The organism is Empedobacter sp. UBA7620, from assembly GCF_002484185.1.
In the GTDB taxonomy this organism is placed as follows: domain Bacteria; phylum Bacteroidota; class Bacteroidia; order Flavobacteriales; family Weeksellaceae; genus Empedobacter; species Empedobacter falsenii_C.
Map to the genome: position 1 here is coordinate 1 of NZ_DLJI01000053.1, position 14930 is coordinate 14930.

Genomic DNA, 14930 nt, shown 5'->3' on the forward strand with positions numbered 1-14930 from the left:
TTTTTATTAAAAGCCTCAAGAAATAATCTTGAGGCTTTTTTTGTGGTTATACTTTTTTGTAAAAAGTACAATGTACAAAGTAAAATGTATTAAGTATAATGTAATTCTTACTTCAACGCATCTCCAAACTATGTTTTATAAAACAAGAAGCTTCCTTTTTACAACTAACTCAGAACTTACTACTCATAACTCTAAAACATGCTTATAATCCCCTCAAGGGGATATTGTTTAGAATTTTATTTTGTTAGCCTTAAATCTTACGTCTCATAACTTATCAATCAAAACTTATAACTTGAAAAAGATTCTTCACTCCGTTATCGCTACATTCTGAATGACAGTTTTTATTTTTGCTTACAACTTACAACTTACAACTTACAACTTACAACTTACAACTTACAACTTACAACTCAACCCGCGTTAGGGATAGTAGTGGAAATCCTTTTGTAAGAATTGGATTTTCTGTAATCACCTCAATCTTCTTCTACAAAAGATTGCAACGCATAGTCCGACCGAAGGAACGCCCAAATTAATTTTTGTTAGGCACTATAAATTATTTGAAATTTATTAATTTATATAGATCATTTACTTTTTTAATAGAATCATTATCTAAATAATATAGGAAAAATAGGTTCTTGTCTATCTCAACAAAACCAGTAATCATATAAGATTTTTCGTTTTTTGATTCAATTAATAAATCAGGTTTATAATCATTGTTAATATCTAGCTCAACTATACCTTTTAAAGCATAAAGCTTTATTCTATCATTTATAATTGAATCGATGGGATTTCCTTTTATATTATAATTTACAATGGGTTTATGTATAAAGAAATCATCTGGAAAGTACATTTCTTCATATTTAGTATTTTCAAAATTATATACATCAGGACTCCGAAAAAATGATATTTTTTTCATCATTCTTTTATTAATTTCGATAATTTCTCCTAAGTTATATATCCTTATGATTGATTTTATTTTATCATCAATTGTTTCAGGATTGTATGTGTAATTTAAATTTACTTGCCTTACTTTATTTGATTTGGAATCGAAATTTACTGTAATATTCTTTAAGTTTTTATCGTCAACAATTGAAAACAAGTGAGAATTAAAAGATTTTAACGATTTAAATTGTGCATTATTTACAGGTGGAACTTTATAATAAAGTTCATTATAAGATTCAAATTGATAATTATTAAAAGTCTTACGAACTAAATATAAAGTATAAGTTGCAGAAAGTACCAATAATATAAAGGATAGAAATATAAATATCTTTTTCATAATTAATTATTATCGAAATATCAATTGTAGTAGCTTTCATAGATGCTTTTAAAAGTGTTATCCATTCATATTCATTATCCATAAATATATGAATAAAAAAGAATTACACATACAAAAAAAAGCCCAACCGAAGTTGAGCTTGTATTTATCCAAAATAAAATGAATCTCTATCATTTAGAAAATTGAAATGCTTTCGAGTTTTATCTTGTTCTTCTTTATCAATTTCGAATTGTAAAATTTCGGGATGATTGTTTATTGTTTCCAAATCTTGTCCCAATGTATCAAATAAATGTGAATCCCCTTGATACTGGAGATTATAGCCATCTACTCCAATTCTATTTACGCCAGCAACAAAAGCCATATTTTCGATTGCTCGTGCTTTTAGAAGTGAAATCCAAGCTTCTCGACGCGCTTTGGGCCAACTTGCGTTACAAAGTATCAAATCGTACGGATCTTCTTCTGTATTGCGAATCCAAACAGGAAATCGTAGATCGTAGCAAACAATAGGACGAATTTGCCATCCTTTATAATCTATCGTTACAATTTTATCCCCTGCAGAATATACCCCAGCTTCTTTTCCGTAACTGAACAAATGTTTCTTATCGTAAATGTAAATAGAGCCACTTGGACAGATGAAATAAAATCGGTTATAGTATTTATCGTTTTCATGCGTAGAAATGCTTCCAGCAATCGCAGAATTTAATTCTTTGGCTTTATGTTGCATCCATTCGAAGGTTTCTCCAAAAGGCTTTTGACCAATTTTTTCTACATTCATCGAAAATCCCGAAGCAAACATTTCTGGTAACAATATAATATCAGTTTGATGATTGGCTAATAATTCATCTAAATAAGCGTGATTAGCTTTTGCATCTTCCCAGATTACATCGTATTGTATTAATGATATTTTAAGTTTATTCTGAATTTCCATTGTTAATAAATTTTTGATCTAATTTTGGTTTATTAGATTGATTGATGATGTAATACATAAAGATAAATATAAAAAAACCAATAAACGAACCACCAACAGTATCAATCGCAAAATGACGCGATAAGTAGATTCTACTAATTGCGATACTCGGAAAATGGAGTGCGAAAAATAATTGTAACCATCTGTTTTTGGTTAATAAACATAATGTCATCGAAATTATTGCGGCTGTTAATGAATGCCCTGAAGGAAAAGTTGAAGCCATTTGTATCGCATAATCTTTGACTAGAATAATGTCTATTTTTTTCTGCGTAAAATAATATCCAGGACGTAAAACTTGTTCGAAATAGACATTCTTAAAGAAAACACTAATTGTTGTTGCAACTGCTCCAGAAACTAATAAATAATAAAAATATCTTCGAGTTGTTTTCCAAAATAGATAACCAAGAAGTATAAAAAATAAATAATAGGTTCCGAAATCGGTATAAAAAACAAAGAGTTTATCGAGATAATGATTGCTGTACTGATTGAAATGCAGATGTAATTCGTCGCGTCCATAATATTGCGTCATAGCAATTACAGCAAAATTGTAGATGAAAAATACGACAAAAAATGGCCAAATTCTTAGAAATAAATCTTTTTGTTGATTCATTTGAGTTGGGTTTTTAAATAAAATTTATGATGAGATTCCAAATAAAGTCTAGAATGACATTCATTCAAATTTAAGCAAAAAAAAACTTGACTAAATAGCCAAGTTTTAAAACGTTTTAATATTGTTTAAAAAAATTATTTTACTTTTTCTACGATTGCTTTGAAAGCTTCTGGATTGTTCATCGCTAAGTCAGCTAAAACTTTACGATTTAATTCAATTCCAGCTTTGTGGATAGCTCCCATAAATTTAGAGTAAGACAATCCGTGTAATCTTGCTCCAGCGTTAATTCTTTGAATCCATAACGCACGGAAATTTCTTTTCTTTTGACGTCTATCGCGGTAAGCGTATACTAAACCTTTTTCTACTGCATTTTTAGCAACAGTCCAAACGTTTTTTCTTCTTCCGTAATATCCTTTTGCAAGTTTTAAAACTCTTTTTCTTCTAGCTCTTGACGCAACTGCGTTTACTGATCTTGGCATAATTTTTAATTTTTTTGTAGTGGGCGAGATTGCTCTGCTTTAAGGCCCATCGACAGGGTTAATAATGAATTAATAAACCAAATAAGAACACGTTCTTATTTTAATCTTAATTGTTGTTTTACTGAATGAACATCAGCTTGATCAACTAAACCAGTTTGAGTTAAATTTCTCTTTTGTTTAGTCTCTTTTTTTGTTAGGATGTGGCTTTTAAAAGCGTGTTTTCTTTTAATTTTACCTGTTCCTGTTAATTTGAAACGTTTTTTCGCTCCAGATTTTGTTTTTAATTTTGGCATGATTACAAATATTTAAAATTAAAACGTTTTTTATTTTTTGTAAGATGATAAGAACCTAATTATTTCTTAGGTCCCATCATCATAATCATTCTTTTACCTTCAAGTTTTGGCATTTGTTCTACTTTTCCAACATCTTCCAATTCTTGAGCTAAACGTAACAATAAGATTTCTCCTTGATCTTTAAAGATAATAGAACGTCCTTTGAAGAAAACATATGCTTTCAATTTTGAACCTTCTTCTAAGAAAGATCTTGCGTGACGTCTTTTGAATTCGTAATCATGATCATCTGTTTGAGGACCGAAACGAATTTCTTTTACGACAACTTTCTGCTGTTTAGCTTTAAGTTCTTTTTCTTTTTTCTTTTGTTCGTATAAGAATTTTTTGTACTCTACGACACGACAAACAGGTGGAATGGCTTTTTCACTGATCATTACCAAATCTAAACCTTGTTCTTCTGCAAGTTCTAAAGCTTTAGCTATTGGATATACACCAGGTTCTATACCTTCTCCAACAACGCGTACTTCTTTCGCGTCAATCTTATCATTGATCTTGTGTTGATCTTCCTTAATTACTCTGGCTGGACCTCTGCCGCCTTTTCTTCTAATTGCGATAGTTATTCTGTTTTAAATTATTTTAATTTGATTTGTTCTTTCATGAAGTCGATAAATGCTTGAATCGTCATCTCTCCTAAATCACCTTCTCCGTGTCTTCTTACAGAAACTGTACCGTTTTCTGCTTCTTTTTCACCGATGATTAACATGAAAGGAATTTTACCGATTTCGGCATCACGGATTTTTTTACCAGTTTTCTCGTTTCTACTGTCAATCAGTCCGTTAATTTCTTCTTCGGCCAGCAAATTTAATACTTTTTCTCCATATTCCACATATTTTTCACTAATTGGTAAAATTGTGAATAAATCTGGTGTTAACCAAAGTGGTAAATTACCTGCTGTATTTTCTAACAAAATGGCAATGAAACGTTCCATAGAGCCGAATGGCGCACGGTGAATCATTACTGGTCTGTGTTTTTCGTTGTCTGCTCCAGTGTAAGTTAAATCAAAACGTTCTGGTAAGTTATAATCCACTTGGATTGTTCCTAATTGCCATTGACGTCCTAATGCATCTTTCACCATAAAGTCTAACTTAGGTCCATAGAATGCAGCTTCGCCATATTCTACAACTGTTGGTAAACCTTTTTCTGCTGATGCTGTGATAATTGCTTGTTCAGCTTTTTCCCAGTTTTCATCAGATCCGATGTATTTTTCTTTATTCTCTGGATCTCTTAATGAGATTTGAGCCGAATAATTATCAAATCCAAGATTTGTAAATACATATAAGACTAAATCAATTACTTTTTTGAATTCTTCTAATAATTGATCTGGTGTACAGAATAAGTGAGCATCATCTTGAGTAAATCCACGAACACGAGTTAAACCGTGTAATTCTCCTGATTGTTCATAACGGTAAACTGTACCAAACTCTGCATAACGCTTTGGTAAATCGCGGTACGACCATTGAGAAGTTTTGTAAATCTCACAGTGATGTGGACAGTTCATTGGTTTTAACAAGAATTCTTCTCCTTCGTTTGGCGTTTTAATTGGCTGAAAACTATCTGCACCATATTTAGCGTAGTGACCAGAAGTTACATACAATTCTTTTTGACCAATGTGCGGAGAAATCACCATTTCGTAACCCATTTTTTGTTGCTCTTTCAATAAGAAGTTTTCTAATTTTCTTCTCAAAGCAGCTCCTTTTGGTAACCAAAGTGGTAAACCTGCACCAACTTTTTCTGAGAAAGCAAATAAACCTAGTTCTTTCCCTAGTTTACGGTGATCACGTTTTTTTGCTTCTTCTAATAACTCAAGATATTCTGTTAAATCTTTTTGTTTTGGGAATGTAATACCGTAAACACGAGTCAACATTTTGTTTTTCTCGTCTCCACGCCAATAAGCTCCGGCAACATTCAAGATTTTTGCAGCTTTCACAATTCCAGTGTTCGGAATGTGTCCACCACGACATAAATCTGTAAAATTATCGTGAGTACAGAAAGTAATATCTCCATCATTTAAGTTAGAGATTAATTCTGTTTTGTATTCATTGTCTTTATACGTTTCTAATGCTTCTGCTTTCGAAACTGAATATAATTTGAATTCAGCTTTTTTCTTTGCATTCTCTAACATTGCTTTTTCTACTTTCGCAAAATCAGCTTCTGTAAATTTATCCTCACCAAAATCAACATCGTAATAGAAACCTTTGTCAATCGCAGGTCCAATTGTTAATTTAGCATTTGGATAAAACTCTAAAATAGCTTGCGCTAATAAGTGAGCAGATGAATGCCAAAAAGCTTTTTTACCCATTTCATCATTCCAGGTTAACAATTTGATCGTTGCATCTGTGGTGATTGGGGTTGTTGTTTCAACTTGTTGATCGTTTACTATAGCCGAAATTACATTACGTGCTAAACCTTCACTAATGCTTAGCGCCACGTCCATAGGAGTTACGCCACTCTCATACTGTTTTACACTTCCATCTGGAAGAGAAATGTTTATCATCTTACTTTTAGAATTTGTACTAAGATGCAAAATTACGAATTTTCTGTAAGTTGACGAAATTTTTGAAGAGTTGATTTTAGCTAAAATATTAAGTAAATAGTTGAGCTATTGTTTTGAATGAAATTATCTTGTTTTAGATAAAACTTATATTGAATTATTTTTTTATAAACTTTAAAATTTCGTTCGATTCTTTTGTTTTAATATAATAGATTCCAGCCGCTAAGCCTTGACAATCAATTGTTATATTTGATTGATTATTAATGCGAACCGATTGTATAATTTGTCCAACTGAATTGTAAATAAAAAGTATATTATTTTGAGCATTTAATTGAGTTTTATCAACTCCAATTATAATTTTATCATTCGTAATGTTTTCTGATTTTAACCAGATAAAAGGTTTTGATTCAATTGATTTTGTACTTAAATTCTCATGAATTTTAAATTGCATCACAATAGGTAAATGATCGCTCATATTGTACAAATTAGTTCGCAAAGTTTGTGAGTAGATACCTGTACAATCAGAATCTTTAACATCTTTATTCAAGCAATCTCCATTATTTCCATATGCTTTATAACTATCATTTACAAAAGAAAAACGTGTGCTTTTTTTGAAGTTTTCGCTCATCATAATAAAATCAAAACGATCATCCAAACCGCCACTTGCTCCTGCATTAGTTCCGCTTCCAAAACCTATGTTAGAAACGCGTGTACTTTGAGTGTGTAAATAACTAAAAGCTGGATTATCTTGCCAACTTCCAGGCGCATTGAGTGGATCAATCATCAAAATAGCATTTGCTGGATTGATGATTTCTTGATATGCTGGTTCTGATGAATTATAAAAATTAAAATCTCCAGCAAAAAGAACATATGTATTAGGTTGTGTTAATTTTTTCAAAGATTTTGTGACTTCTTGCACCATTTCCAAACGCATTTGACGATTTGCAGGTCCTGTACTCGATTTTAGATGCGCAACAAAAACTTCTAAATGAATAGGATCGTTTGAAGTAATATTTAATTGAAAAGAATATTGATTGATGTCACGATAAACTGTGGGGATTTTTTGTTGATTAACTAACGTCAATTTGCGTGTGTTATAAAAAACCATTGTTTGTAACGGATCATCTAATTTTGTTGTGTCAGCTACAAAAAGTGCGCGAGCAAATTTATCCGGTTGATTTTGCAAAGATGTATTTAAGATTAAATCAGCGCCATTTTCTGTTACTAATTCACAAATCATAAATAAATCTGGTTTGTATTCGTCTAAAATATCTCTTAAGATCAATTGACGATTTTGAGGAAGTGAATTCGGAAATTTGAACACATTATAAAACATTGTATTTAATGTTTCTTGCGAAAAAATAGAAACCGAAAGGATTAAAAATAAAAGGAGTAAATTTTTTTTCATGTCAATTGATTTTAGTTTTACACTTCAACTTTTTTTAAATCTAAGAAATTAATTTAGAATATCTTAAAGTTATTAATTATCAATTGAATAAAAAATTTTATTTCTGAAAACTGATGAATTTAAAAAGAATTATTTTAGTTAAATTATGGTGAGTTTTTAGATGGATTCAATAAATTATTTACTTGTATTGTTGATACAAAAAAAATCCAGTTCGAAAAGAACTGGATTTTTGAAATATTTTATGAACGTGCTCGTCTGAAATATAAAAACAAAGTTAGTAATCCGAAGACGATGTTTGGTATCCACGAGGCGACAAGTGGCGAAACATATCCTTTTTCGGAAAACGTAGACGTTGTTTGCGAGAAGAAAATGTAGACAAACGCTAACGAAATACCAACTGCAAGATTGATTCCGATTCCTCCACGACGTTTTTTAGATGAAAGCGATAGAGCCAAAAGTGTCAAAATAATAGTTGAAAATGGACCGCTCAAACGGTTATTTAATTCATTTTCGTATGTATTTACATTGGCCGAACCTTTTGCTTTTTGTTTCTGAATAAATTCATTCAATTCGAAGGTATTCATTGTTTCAGCAACATATTCTTCTGGTAAAATTTCGTCAGGAGAAGCTGGCAACTTCAAATTTGTATTGGCTTCGTAATTTAACTTTTCTGTTTTATCCTTGTTAATATCACGCGTGTAAACACTCATTAATGCATAAGTAGAATCTTTATCATTCCAATTAAAACTTGAAGCAATGATTTGTTTTTTCAACTCAGTCGAATCAAATTTTTGATACATAAAAGAACTTCCTAACTTTTCTGTTCTGTCATAACTATCAACAAAAACAAATTCGTCAGGAGAAATTTGCGAACCGATACGTTGTCGTTTATAATATTCTTCCTTGTCGTTATTACTCAATAAATGGGTGTATTGGTATTTATTTTTTTTAATATTTGCCCAAGGCAAAACCACATTTCCTACTACCAAAGCAGAAACAGCTAAAAATATAGCAACCCAAATATATGGAAGTGTAAATCGATAAAAACTAATACCACCCGAAAGTACACCTACAATTTCGGTTTGCATCGTCAGTCGTGATGTAAAATAGATCACAGTGATAAAAACGGCAATTGGTAAAAAGGTGTTAATAATCCAAATAGACCAATAAGGGTAAAATTGGGTTAAAGCCGAAAAAGCTGTAGAACCACTATCATTAATACGTCCTAATTTTTGACTAAGATCGACAATAACGGCGATAGTAGACAAAATCAAAACCATGAAGATAAAGGTTCCGATAAAGTTTCGGATGATGTATTTATCAATTATTTTCAAACTACAGACGTTGTTTTAATTGTGGAACAATTTGTTCTTTCCATTGAGCGAAATCTCCTGCTAAGATATGCTGTCTTGCAACTCTTACCAAATCTAAATAAAACGCAAGGTTGTGAACAGATGCAATTTGTTTTCCTAACGCTTCGTTGGCATTGAACAAATGACGAACATAGGCTTTTGTGTAATAACTATCCACATAGCTTGTTCCGTTTTCGTCTAATGGTTCGAAACAATCTTTCCATTTTGCATTTTTCATATTCATAACACCATTCCAAGTGAATAACATTGCGTTACGCGCGTTACGTGTTGGCATAACACAGTCGAACATATCAACTCCAAGAGCAATACATTCGATGATATTCCAAGGTGTTCCAACTCCCATTAAATAACGAGGTTTATCTTGTGGAAGAATTTCGGTTACGATATCCGTCATTTCGTACATCACAGGTTCTGGTTCACCAACAGATAATCCACCAATTGCATTTCCTTCTGCACCGAAATCTGCAATATATTTTGCTGATTCTTGACGCAAATCTTTGAAATCATTTCCTTGTACAATAGGGAAAAGCGTTTGTTTGTGATCGTAATATTCAGGATTATTGTTTAACCAAGTTCTACAACGCTCCAACCAACGATGTGTGACATGCATCGCACGTTTTGCATCATGATATTTTGCTGGAATTCCTGTTAATTCATCAAAAGCCATAAAAATATCAGCTCCGATATAACGCTGAATTTCCATTGATTTTTCTGGCGTAAACATGTGGTAAGAACCATCGATATGCGATTTGAAACGCACACCTTCTTCAGATTTTTTACGACTTGTTGCCAAAGAATACACTTGGAATCCTCCAGAATCTGTCAAAATTGGTTTTTGCCAATTCATAAATTTATGTAATCCACCCGCTCTGTGCAAAATATCAGTTCCTGGACGCAAATACAAATGATAAGTATTTCCAAGAATGATTTGGGCTTTAATATCTTCTTCTAATTCACGTTGGTGAACAGATTTTACTGTACCAACCGTACCAACTGGCATAAAAATAGGTGTTTCGATTTTACCATGATCGGTTTCTACAACACCAGCTCTTGCCTTAGAAAATTCGTCTTTTTTATCGATTGAAAATTTCATAGTGTGCAAAGATATTAATTGTTTAGCTTGTTGCGAGTTGGTTTCGAAAAAAATAACAAAAAAATAAGGATAAAGTTGCCTTTACCCTTATTTAGAAATTTTATGAAATGATTATTTTGTAAAACGTAATGACATTTTGCGATCAGAAGCTCTTTCTGCGTCAGAAGCTGTTTCAGCTACTTTTGCAAATTCTTCTCCGTAACCTTCGGCAGCAATAACTTGTGCACCAACACCACGTTTTGTTAATTCAGCTTTTAAGTAATCTGCTCTTTTTTGAGAGATTTCTTTGTTTTTCGCATCATCACCAACTTTATCTGTGTATGCTCCAAGTTTAATTTTTGCAGTTGGATATTTTTTCAAAATTGCAGCAACATTATCTAATTGAACGTCAGAACCTGGCTCTAATTGATCAGTTTTACCAAAAACGAAGTTAACATTATCAAAGTTGAACCATTTTTCTTTCAATTGATCTTCTGTCATTGTTGCAAAATCTGGCGCTTTGATAAATTTGATAATTTGATCTTCTAATCCATTTGCATATCCTTTCAATGCAACACCATCTAAATCGATATCAGATAATTCTTTCGGTGCAGCGTTTAGAGAATCCTCATTCAATGAATCAACCACAATTTCAGTTTCTTCTGTAACAACTGTTTTATCTTCGTTCTTATTGCATTTTTTTAATAAGAAAAAGGCCGCTAAAGCAACTAAAATTAATGGAATTAACCATTTCCAAAAACCTCCACCACCATTGTTGTTATGAGTTTCTGCGTAAGCATCAACTGGTGCTACATAAGGTTTTTCTTCTGGTTCTACATCAACTACTTTTCTTGTTTCTGTAATAGTTTCAGTTACATGATCTTTTGCAACATCTATTGTTTCAGTGATTTTAGGCGCATCATTAAACATTGTTCCTAAACCTAAAGCTCCAAGTCCTAAACCAGTTGGAATTAATCCTAAAATTTTATCTTTAATTCCTCCTAAAGATGAAAAGAAATCAGCTTCTGTTACATTGTTAAATTCGGCTTCTTTTCCAATGGATCCAAAAGTTGTTAAAGCTGTTAAGTCTAATAATTTTGAAGATGAACCTGTCGAAATTCCTGCATATTCAGCAATTTTAGAAACGATTGGTTGCGCATTCGAACCAAAAATAACATTGATTAATTCTTTAATCGTGTCGGGTGTTTCTTGTTCTGTCGAAATATTTGCTAATCCACGAGAAGCACCAAAAGATTTGATGGTATGAAATAAGCCTGTAGTAGAATTCTTTTTTTCTAAAACACCTCCTAAAAGAATAGGAATGAATGCATTGATTGCTTTAGAAATTCCCGATTCATTTTCACCTAATTCTGATGAAGTTTTCGAGATCAAATCTGGGGTAATATACCCTTTTACTAATTCAATAATGTTCATAGATTTTAATTTTTAATTATAGCCTTTTTTTAAGTTGTAATCTGTTCTTAACGAATATTGTACCAATATTCATATTTATTAAAATTAGTTAAAAAAAATGATAATTTTTCTATTTTTTTGAAAAGATGTTAGATTGGAACTAATTTTATCAACTGAATTACTAATAAAAAAGAATAATTATGCAAGAGCAAGACAAAGTAGATAGTTTGCAAGATGTAATAACAACTCCATTTAAGGATTTAGAAAACTTTACACAATGGTTATTAACGAAAGGTTCTGAGGTTGGATGGAGCTTAGTTTCTGCTTTATTAACCTTAATAATTGGTTTTTGGGTAACAGGTAAACTTGTCAAGTTAATCGAAAAAAGAATGGTTGCACGAAATGTCGATTTATCAATTCGCACGTTTTTAATTCCAATTCTTAATATATTGTTCAAAGCTATTGTATTAACTTTTGTTGTAGGGCGATTAGGTTTTAATGCTTCTGGTTTTGTTGCAGCTTTAGGAGGTGTTGGTTTAGCAGTTGGTTTAGCTTTGCAAGGTTCTTTGTCGAATTTTGCAGCAGGAATTTTAATTATTCTTTTCAAACCTTTTAAAGTTGGAGATTATATCGTATCGCAAGGAAATGAAGGAAGTGTAGAGTCGATAAATTTACTAAATACAGTAATTGCAACTGCAAAAGGACAGATCATAACTTTGCCAAACGGAAATTTATTTAACAATCCAATTACCAATTATTCTGTAAAAGAATATCGTCGATTAGATGTAAATGTTGGTATTTCTTATGATGATGATTTTGACAAAGCGCGCGAAGTTTTGTTGAATGTTTTAGAGAAAAATGAATTGGTTGATGATACACAATCTAAAACGGTTGAGATTCTAGAATTTGCTGCAAGTTCTGTGAATTTGGCTGTGCGTTGTTATGTGAAAAATAGTGATTATTGGACGGCTTATTGGCAATTGTATCGTGCGGTGAAATATGCGTTAGACGACAATAATATCTCGATGCCTTATCCACATACAGAAATGATTATTAAAAACGAATCGAATTCGTCAACAATTCCTTTCGAGAACAAAGATTAATGAAGTATTTACTTACCATATTATCAATTTTTTTGTCTGTGCATCTTTTTGCGCAGACCGAATTAATTGAGAAACATCTCAATTCTGATTTCTATTCCACTCAATTCACGGGATTTTATTTGTATGATCCAATCACGAAAGAAGAAATTTATAATTATAACGGAAACAAATTTTTTATTCCAGCATCTAACACCAAAATTTTTACGTTGTATACAGCGATGAAAATGTTGAACGATTCTATTCCTGCATTCAAATATCAGTTGATTGGTGACGAATTGCATATCGAAGGAACTGGAGATCCAACTTTTTTGCATCCAAAATATAAAAATACACGAGCGTTAGATTTCCTGAAAAATAATGGTTCTAAAATTGTTTTTCATTGGAATAATTTCGACGAAGAATCTTTTTTACCAGGTTGGACTTGGGACGATTTTAGAAAAGATTATGCACCAGAAAGAAGTCAGTTTCCGATTCATGAAAATTTAGTTTCGATTTCGAAAAATGGAAGTTCAATCAAAACATTTCCAACATATTTTGAAGAATTGACAGAAATTAAAGAAATGCCAGAACCGAGGAATTTCTATGACAATAAATTTTATATCAGTAATAAAAAACGAACAGAAAAAGTTCCTTTTATTGTGAATGAAACGGTGATAGAAAAATCGTTGTCGCAAATTTTGGGAAAACCTGTTGATATGGTCAAAACGCCAATGGTTAATAATCCGAAAGTGTTTTATAGTCAGAAATCAGATGATGTTTACCGCGAAATGATGGAAAATAGCGATAATTTTTTGGCAGAACATTTATTGATTTTAGCTTCGAGTACTTTGCCAGGAAAATTAAGCGCTTCTGAAACGATTACTTTCTCAAAAAGATATTTGTTAAACGATTTAAAACAACAACCAGAATGGTTTGACGGTTCGGGATTATCGCGTTATAATTTGTTTACGCCACAAAGTTTTTCGCAAGTTTTAGAGAAAATGTACAACGAATTTCCAGAAGAACGTTTGTTTTCTATTTTCCCAATCGGAGGAAAAACGGGGACAATCAAAAATAGATATAAAGATTCGGCGCAACCTTATATTTATGCCAAAACAGGAACATTGAACAATAATGTAACGTTGAGTGGTTATTTGAAAACAAAATCTGGAAGAACGTTAATTTTTAGTTTGATGAATAATAATTCGATCAAAGATTTATCTTGGATTCGAAATGAGAACGAAAAACTTTTGAGAATTGTTAGAGATAATTATTAAACATATTTGAAATAAAAAAGCCTTCCGATTTCGGAAGGCTTTTGCTTTATTAGAAAGACATCTTTACGGTGTCGTTATTTCCTGTTAATACTTTCGTGTCTTTTTTGTTTTTGACATCAAAAGTTACAATGTTTTGTTGATCGTTAAAAATATCTGTCAACAAAGCCACTTTTAGTTCTATCGAGCTGATATCAGAAATTTTATCAAACTTAAAGAAAACTCGTGTCGATTTATCATTTACCTGATAACCGTAATAAGAAGTTCCTAAAGCTTTACCATTTACTTTGACATCAACTTTACTGTTTACATACGCTTTCAACTTGTTCTCAAAGTTAGATTTGTTCGAAACATCAGCACCAACTGCTTTTTCCAACTGATTGGTAAATGTACGCGCGGTTATGTTTAAAGTTCCGGTTTCTTGTTCGTAATCAACCTTGATATTTGCTGTATGAAAATCTTGGGCACTTAGGTTAAAAGCTACTAAAACCAAAAGCAAAGAGAATAGATATTTTATATATTTCATTTTATTTCTTAGTTTGTACAAGTCTATTTCAAATCGAGTGCCAAAGATTCTTAAAATTTAAAAGAAAGCTTTAGCGACTTGTTAATAACGAAATTAGAATAAAAAAATTATAAATCACATAAAAATATAAAAAGAGTATTAATAACTTAATACTCTTTTCTATGAATTTATTCTAAATTTTTAAGCAAACCAAACATGGTAAGGAATTCTACTTAAAATACAAACTAAACCAATAATTGCAAAGACTGCAACGCTCATTGGTACAGTTGTAGATCGTTTTAATTTTGCATTAGCAATTGTCATAAAAACAACACCTGCAATCATCATCATAGGGTGTTCAACAAAAGTTAATCTTAAGCCAGAATCTTTCATTATTCCTGATGGTTCTAAAGCAGAAAACATCATAATATAGTAGACTAATCCAAGTAATAATTGAACGTGAAAAGTAATGGTTGTAAATAACCCGATTTTTTTAATCGTTGCGTTTGTATCTTTTTTAGAAATCGCATAAATTAATGTTGAAATCACAAAGATAACGCCCATCAAAATCACAAGATAAGCCCAGCCACTATGAAATTGTTTGATAAAATCCATTTTTCTAATTTTAGT

The 14930-nt window shown here is 31.5% G+C and carries 15 protein-coding genes; 2 read left to right on the forward strand and 13 right to left on the reverse strand.

What is annotated here, in order from left to right; translation table 11 throughout:
* Positions 1-550 precede the first annotated feature (550 nt).
* From B2217_RS13305 to B2217_RS13355, 11 genes are all read right to left on the reverse strand, one after another.
* The gene (locus tag B2217_RS13305) at positions 551-1276 is read right to left on the reverse strand and encodes a hypothetical protein (protein WP_280045847.1); all 726 of its coding nucleotides are present in this window, start codon (positions 1274-1276) and stop codon (positions 551-553) included.
* A gap of 145 nt (positions 1277-1421) precedes the next feature.
* Positions 1422-2204: a nitrilase-related carbon-nitrogen hydrolase gene (locus B2217_RS13310; protein ID WP_280045845.1), complete on the reverse strand. Its 783-nt coding sequence runs from the start codon at positions 2202-2204 to the stop codon at positions 1422-1424.
* On the reverse strand, positions 2188-2853 hold the full coding sequence (locus tag B2217_RS13315; protein WP_280045843.1) for a phosphatase PAP2 family protein: 666 nt from the start codon (positions 2851-2853) through the stop codon (positions 2188-2190). The genes B2217_RS13310 and B2217_RS13315 overlap by 17 nt, the downstream gene beginning before the upstream one ends.
* Before the next feature lie 134 nt (positions 2854-2987).
* Complete coding sequence (gene rplT, locus B2217_RS13320) at positions 2988-3332, reverse strand: 50S ribosomal protein L20 (RefSeq protein ID WP_038337134.1); 345 nt, start codon at positions 3330-3332, stop codon at positions 2988-2990.
* Between the two features lie 95 nt (positions 3333-3427).
* Entirely contained in the window at positions 3428-3625 is a 198-nt protein-coding gene (rpmI, locus tag B2217_RS13325; protein WP_038337133.1) for a 50S ribosomal protein L35, read from the reverse strand.
* Positions 3626-3684: 59 nt separating this feature from the next.
* Positions 3685-4194 (reverse strand): translation initiation factor IF-3, encoded by a 510-nt coding sequence (gene infC / locus B2217_RS13330; protein ID WP_236688239.1) that lies wholly within the window; start codon positions 4192-4194, stop codon positions 3685-3687.
* A 59-nt stretch (positions 4195-4253) separates the two neighbouring features.
* Positions 4254-6176 (reverse strand): threonine--tRNA ligase, encoded by a 1923-nt coding sequence (gene thrS / locus B2217_RS13335; protein ID WP_038337131.1) that lies wholly within the window; start codon positions 6174-6176, stop codon positions 4254-4256.
* 154 nt (positions 6177-6330) lie between these two features.
* Positions 6331-7581, reverse strand: a complete 1251-nt coding sequence (locus tag B2217_RS13340; RefSeq protein WP_180905409.1) for a hypothetical protein — start codon at positions 7579-7581, stop codon at positions 6331-6333.
* Between the two features lie 239 nt (positions 7582-7820).
* Positions 7821-8915, reverse strand: a complete 1095-nt coding sequence (locus tag B2217_RS13345; protein WP_180905408.1) for an LptF/LptG family permease — start codon at positions 8913-8915, stop codon at positions 7821-7823.
* 1 nt (position 8916) lies between these two features.
* The gene (tgt, locus tag B2217_RS13350) at positions 8917-10047 is read right to left on the reverse strand and encodes a tRNA guanosine(34) transglycosylase Tgt (protein WP_038337127.1); all 1131 of its coding nucleotides are present in this window, start codon (positions 10045-10047) and stop codon (positions 8917-8919) included.
* 111 nt (positions 10048-10158) lie between these two features.
* Complete coding sequence (locus B2217_RS13355; RefSeq protein ID WP_180905407.1) at positions 10159-11460, reverse strand: OmpA family protein; 1302 nt, start codon at positions 11458-11460, stop codon at positions 10159-10161.
* A 179-nt stretch (positions 11461-11639) separates the two neighbouring features.
* On the opposite strand from B2217_RS13355, the gene B2217_RS13360 reads away from it, so the two are divergent.
* Both B2217_RS13360 and B2217_RS13365 read left to right on the forward strand, forming a co-directional pair.
* Positions 11640-12542 carry a mechanosensitive ion channel family protein gene (locus B2217_RS13360; RefSeq protein ID WP_180905406.1) on the forward strand — a complete coding sequence of 301 codons (903 nt, stop codon included), beginning with the start codon at positions 11640-11642 and terminating at the stop codon, positions 12540-12542.
* Positions 12542-13798: a D-alanyl-D-alanine carboxypeptidase/D-alanyl-D-alanine-endopeptidase gene (locus B2217_RS13365; RefSeq protein WP_180905405.1), complete on the forward strand. Its 1257-nt coding sequence runs from the start codon at positions 12542-12544 to the stop codon at positions 13796-13798. The genes B2217_RS13360 and B2217_RS13365 overlap by 1 nt, the downstream gene beginning before the upstream one ends.
* A 49-nt stretch (positions 13799-13847) precedes the next feature.
* On the opposite strand, the gene B2217_RS13370 is transcribed toward B2217_RS13365, so the two are convergent.
* Positions 13848-14321, reverse strand: coding sequence for a DUF6702 family protein (locus B2217_RS13370; protein ID WP_180905404.1), 474 nt, complete (start codon positions 14319-14321; stop codon positions 13848-13850).
* A gap of 180 nt (positions 14322-14501) precedes the next feature.
* Positions 14502-14915 (reverse strand): hypothetical protein, encoded by a 414-nt coding sequence (locus B2217_RS13375; RefSeq protein ID WP_125349592.1) that lies wholly within the window; start codon positions 14913-14915, stop codon positions 14502-14504.
* Between the last annotated feature and the right edge of the window lie 15 nt (positions 14916-14930).

Bases quoted from the DNA above. Each gene is read 5' to 3' on its own strand.
- B2217_RS13305 (WP_280045847.1), bottom strand. From the start codon at position 1,276: ATGAAAAAGATATTTATATTTCTATCCTTTATATTATTGGTACTTTCT.
- B2217_RS13310 (WP_280045845.1), bottom strand. From the start codon at position 2,204: ATGGAAATTCAGAATAAACTTAAAATATCATTAATACAATACGATGTA.
- B2217_RS13315 (WP_280045843.1), bottom strand. From the start codon at position 2,853: ATGAATCAACAAAAAGATTTATTTCTAAGAATTTGGCCATTTTTTGTC.
- rplT (WP_038337134.1), bottom strand. From the start codon at position 3,332: ATGCCAAGATCAGTAAACGCAGTTGCGTCAAGAGCTAGAAGAAAAAGA.
- rpmI (WP_038337133.1), bottom strand. From the start codon at position 3,625: ATGCCAAAATTAAAAACAAAATCTGGAGCGAAAAAACGTTTCAAATTA.
- thrS (WP_038337131.1), bottom strand. From the start codon at position 6,176: ATGATAAACATTTCTCTTCCAGATGGAAGTGTAAAACAGTATGAGAGT.
- B2217_RS13340 (WP_180905409.1), bottom strand. From the start codon at position 7,581: ATGAAAAAAAATTTACTCCTTTTATTTTTAATCCTTTCGGTTTCTATT.
- tgt (WP_038337127.1), bottom strand. From the start codon at position 10,047: ATGAAATTTTCAATCGATAAAAAAGACGAATTTTCTAAGGCAAGAGCT.
- B2217_RS13355 (WP_180905407.1), bottom strand. From the start codon at position 11,460: ATGAACATTATTGAATTAGTAAAAGGGTATATTACCCCAGATTTGATC.
- B2217_RS13360 (WP_180905406.1), top strand. From the start codon at position 11,640: ATGCAAGAGCAAGACAAAGTAGATAGTTTGCAAGATGTAATAACAACT.
- B2217_RS13365 (WP_180905405.1), top strand. From the start codon at position 12,542: ATGAAGTATTTACTTACCATATTATCAATTTTTTTGTCTGTGCATCTT.
- B2217_RS13370 (WP_180905404.1), bottom strand. From the start codon at position 14,321: ATGAAATATATAAAATATCTATTCTCTTTGCTTTTGGTTTTAGTAGCT.
- B2217_RS13375 (WP_125349592.1), bottom strand. From the start codon at position 14,915: ATGGATTTTATCAAACAATTTCATAGTGGCTGGGCTTATCTTGTGATT.